The organism is Streptomyces sp. MnatMP-M17 (assembly GCF_900091995.1).
Lineage (GTDB): Bacteria > Actinomycetota > Actinomycetes > Streptomycetales > Streptomycetaceae > Streptomyces.
The window spans coordinates 1-3,925 of sequence record NZ_FMDK01000167.1 but is presented as its reverse complement, the minus strand read 5'-3'; the positions used below and the strand labels follow the sequence as shown (position 1 = coordinate 3,925).

Sequence of the window (3,925 nt, the reverse complement as noted above, 5' to 3'; positions counted from 1 at the left end):
CCCGCCGCGGCGGGGCTCGCATCCCGGAGCCCCGGCTCCGGCCGCGGGTCCCGCCGTGGGCCGGGCCTCGGATCCGGCCGGGTGCCCGGCCGTGGCGTCCGTCGCCAACTTCCCTTCAGCCCTTGGCTGTTCGCCGCGCCGGGACTGCTGATCGTCGGCGCGTTCAGCCTCTATCCGTTCTTCAGCACCCTGGTGAACTCCTTCACCGACCGGCGGGCCCTGATGCCCGGCCGGTATGTGGGACTCGCCAACTTCCGCGAGCTGCTCGACGACGAGATGTTCTGGATCGGGCTGCGCAACAGCACGCTGTATGTCGTCGGTGTTGTCCCGGCGCTGGTCATCCTGCCGCTGCTGCTGGCGATGCTCGTCCAGCGGCATATCCCGGGCATCACCTTCTTCCGCGCCGCCTTCTACACACCCGTCGTCGCCTCGATCGTCGTGGTCGGGCTGATCTGGGTATGGATGCTGGACGACCGCGGGCTGATCAACTCCGTACTGGAGACCGTGGGCATCGGCAGGATCGGCTTTCTCAGCGACCAGTGGCTGCTGCTGCTCAGCGCGATGGCCGTCACGGTCTGGAAGGGCCTCGGCTACTACATGATCGTCTATCTGGCCGCTCTGGCCAACGTACCGCGCGAGCTGCACGAGGCCGCCGCCGTGGACGGTGCGGGAGCCGTACGCCGCTTTGTCACCGTGACCGTCCCGGCCGTCCGCTCCACGATGGTCCTGGTCGGGGCGCTCTCCTCGGTCGCCGCCTTCAAGGTGTTCTCCGAGGTCTATCTGATGGCGGGACCCAGCGGCGGTCCCGCGGGCGAGGACACCACTCTGGTGATGCTCGTGCAGCGTGTCGGTACGGGACTGACCGGCCGGGTCGGCTACGCGTCCGCGATCTCCGTGGTGGTTTTCGTCGTCACGGTGGCCCTGATGCTGCTGGTGCTCCGCGCCGACCGCAAGGAGGACGCGTGAGCTTCCCGCCCCCCACGACGACCACGACGACCGCCACGACGGATGTGCCGGCCCGTACCCGTACCTTCAGCGACGCCGACGGGCGGCGGATCGCGCCCTGGCAGCTCGTGGTGCGCTATGTCCTGCTGCTCGCCGTACTGGCCCTGATGGTCGGCCCGTTCCTCTGGCAGCTCTCCACCTCGCTCAAGGGCCTGCGCGAGGACATCTTCAGCTCTCCGCCGACCTTCCTCCCGAGCGATCCGACTCTCGACAACTACGGCCGCGTCGCCGACACCATCCCGGTCTGGGACTACGCCTTCAACTCGCTGAAGGTCGCCCTGGCCAGCGTGGTCACCAACTGTGTGGGCGCCGCGCTGGCGGGCTACGCGCTGGCCCGGATGCGCTACCGCGGACGCCGGGCGGCGACGCTGGCCTTCATCCTCGCCATGCTCGTGCCCGTCGAGGGCATCATCATCGCCCAGTTCACCACCATGCGGGAACTCGGTCTGAACAACACCCTGGTCGGCGTGCTGCTGCCCGGATCCATCAGCGCGCTGAACGTCCTGCTGATGCGCAACGCCTTTCTCCATCTCCCGCAGGAGGTGGAGGAGGCGGCCTATGTCGACGGAGCCACGGTCTGGCAGCGGTTCCTGCGGATCGCCCTGCCCTCGGTCAAGGGCACTCTCGCCGTGGTCGCGATCTTCGCCTTCATGGGCGCCTGGGACGACTTCCTCTGGCCGCTGATCGTCCTCAGCGATCCGGAGAACTTCACTCTGACCATCGGACTGAACTATCTGCACGGCACGTTCGCCAACGACGAACGGCTGGTCGCGGCGGGCACAATCATCGCCGTACTCCCGCTCATCGTGCTCTTCGCCTTTCTCCAGCGCTACTTCTTCCGAGGCGTCGGCGAAGGCGCCGTCAAAGGCTGACGGACACCGCACCCAGAACCAGGACAACGTTGCCAGTATGAGCACTTCCGCACCGCCCGCGCCGCGTTTCGGCGTCAACTACACGCCCAGCCAGGGCTGGTTCCACCACTGGCTGGACTTTGATCCCGACGCCGTACGTGCCGATCTGGACTCCGTCGCGGAGCTCGGCCTCGATCACATCCGGGTCTTCCCGCTGTGGCCGCTCTTCCAGCCCAACCGCACCCTGATCAGGCCCCGCGCGATCGAACAGCTCGTCCAGCTCGCCGACGCGGCGGCCGAACGCGGACTGGACGTCAATGTCGACGGACTCCAGGGCCACTTGTCGAGCTTCGACTTCCTGCCCGCCTGGACACAGACCTGGCACCGCCGAAACATCTTCACGGACAACGATGTCGTCGCCGGGCAGGCCGAGTATCTGCGTACGCTCGCCGCCGCGCTCGCCGACCGGCCCAACTTCATCGGGATGACCGTCGGCAACGAGATCAACCAGTTCTCCGGGCCGCCGCATCCCGATCCCGACCTGATCACTCAGGAGCAGGCGGCCGGCTGGCTCCACCGGATGCTGGAGGCATGTGAGGAGGGAGCGCCCGGCAAGCTCCATCTGCACGCCGAGTACGACGCCGCCTGGTACCAGGACGGGCACGCCTTCACTCCGGCGCACGCGGCCAGGATCGGCGCCGTCACCGCCGTGCACTCCTGGGTGTTCAACGGCACCGCCCAGCGGTACGGCCGTACCAGCACCGCCACCGAGCACCACGCCGCCTATCTGATCGAGCTGGCCAAGGCCTGGGCGCTGGAGCCGCACCGGCCGGTCTGGCTCCAGGAGGTCGGTGCGCCCGCGCCGGTGATCCCGGCCGAGCACGCCGCCGCGTTCACCGAGGCGACCGTGGCCAACGCGCTGGACTGCGCCGATGTCTGGGGCATCACCTGGTGGTGCTCGCACGATGTGTCGCGCTCGCTCGCCGACTTCCCGGAGCTGGAGTACAGCCTCGGTCTGCTGACCAACGACCGGCAGGTCAAGCCCGCCGGACGGGCCCTCGCACGGATCGTCGAGGAGTGGCGCGGCAGACAGTACGCGCCCGCGGTGCGGACCACCGGGCTCGTGGTGGACACCGGGGACGACGACGCCGTGCCCGCCCGTGCCGTCTGCGGTCCCGGCGGAGCGTTCTTCGAGGCCTTCGCCCGGCTCACCGCGGCCGGTGTCCGTCCGAGCGCGGTCCTTGCGGGCCGGGCCGAGGACAAGGAGCATCTGGCGATGCGCGGTATCACCGAGGTCGTCCATCCGGACCAGGTCGGCTGATCCTCTGATCCTGGGTACACCTCCCCGTAGCCCGTAGCCCGCGACCTCGTACTCCGTATACCGTCCCTGCCGGCCGCCGGCCACCCGCACTCACCGCACCTCTCACGCACCTCAGGAGCGTTCCCACATGCACGACGACCGCAGCCTGGTCGAAGGCCGCCTCAAGCGGGTCCTCGACGAGCGCATCCGGCCCGCCGTATATCCCGAATCCGTACCGCTCGACATCGCCGTCTGGACCGCGCCGGGAGAGCCCGTACCGGTCGAGGAGGGCCTCGCCGGCCCGACCGAGCCGATCGCGGTCGGCGACCGCTGGGGCGCGCCCTGGGGCACGAGCTGGTTCCGTGTCTCCGGAACCGTCCCCGAGCGGTGGGCGGGCCGCACCGTGGAGGCCCTGCTCGACCTCGGATTCGACGAGAACATGCCGGGATTCCAGTGCGAGGGCCTGGTCTACCGGCCCGACGGCTCGCCGGTGAAGGGCCTCAATCCGCGCAACCAGTGGGTACGGATCGGCGCGCCCGTCGCGGGCGGCGAAGAGGTGCTGCTGCATATCGAGGCCGCGTCCAACCCGGTGATCCTCGACTATCACCCGTTCCTGCCGACCACGCTCGGCGACAAGGAGACCGCGGGCACCGAACCGCAGTACACGCTCGCCCGGATGGATCTCGCCGTCTTCGACGAGACCGTCTGGCAGCTCGTCCAGGACCTTGAGGTGCTCGGCGAGCTGATGGCCGAGCTGCCCGTGGACGGC

At 69.1% G+C, this 3,925-nt stretch carries 3 protein-coding genes and 1 pseudogene; all 4 read left to right on the top strand.

Annotated elements, in window-relative coordinates:
* Positions 1–966 (top strand): carbohydrate ABC transporter permease (locus GA0115259_RS08580; RefSeq protein WP_370747520.1); only part of this gene is annotated, 966 nt, incomplete at its 5' end.
* A 44-nt stretch (positions 967–1,010) separates the two neighbouring features.
* Positions 1,011–1,877: a carbohydrate ABC transporter permease gene (locus GA0115259_RS08575; protein WP_093593232.1), complete on the top strand. Its 867-nt coding sequence runs from the start codon at positions 1,011–1,013 to the stop codon at positions 1,875–1,877.
* A 37-nt stretch (positions 1,878–1,914) separates the two neighbouring features.
* Entirely contained in the window at positions 1,915–3,177 is a 1,263-nt protein-coding gene (locus tag GA0115259_RS08570; protein ID WP_093593226.1) for a glycoside hydrolase 5 family protein, read from the top strand.
* Between the two features lie 127 nt (positions 3,178–3,304).
* A pseudogene (locus GA0115259_RS08565) lies at positions 3,305–3,925 on the top strand (alpha-mannosidase); the annotation flags it as partial.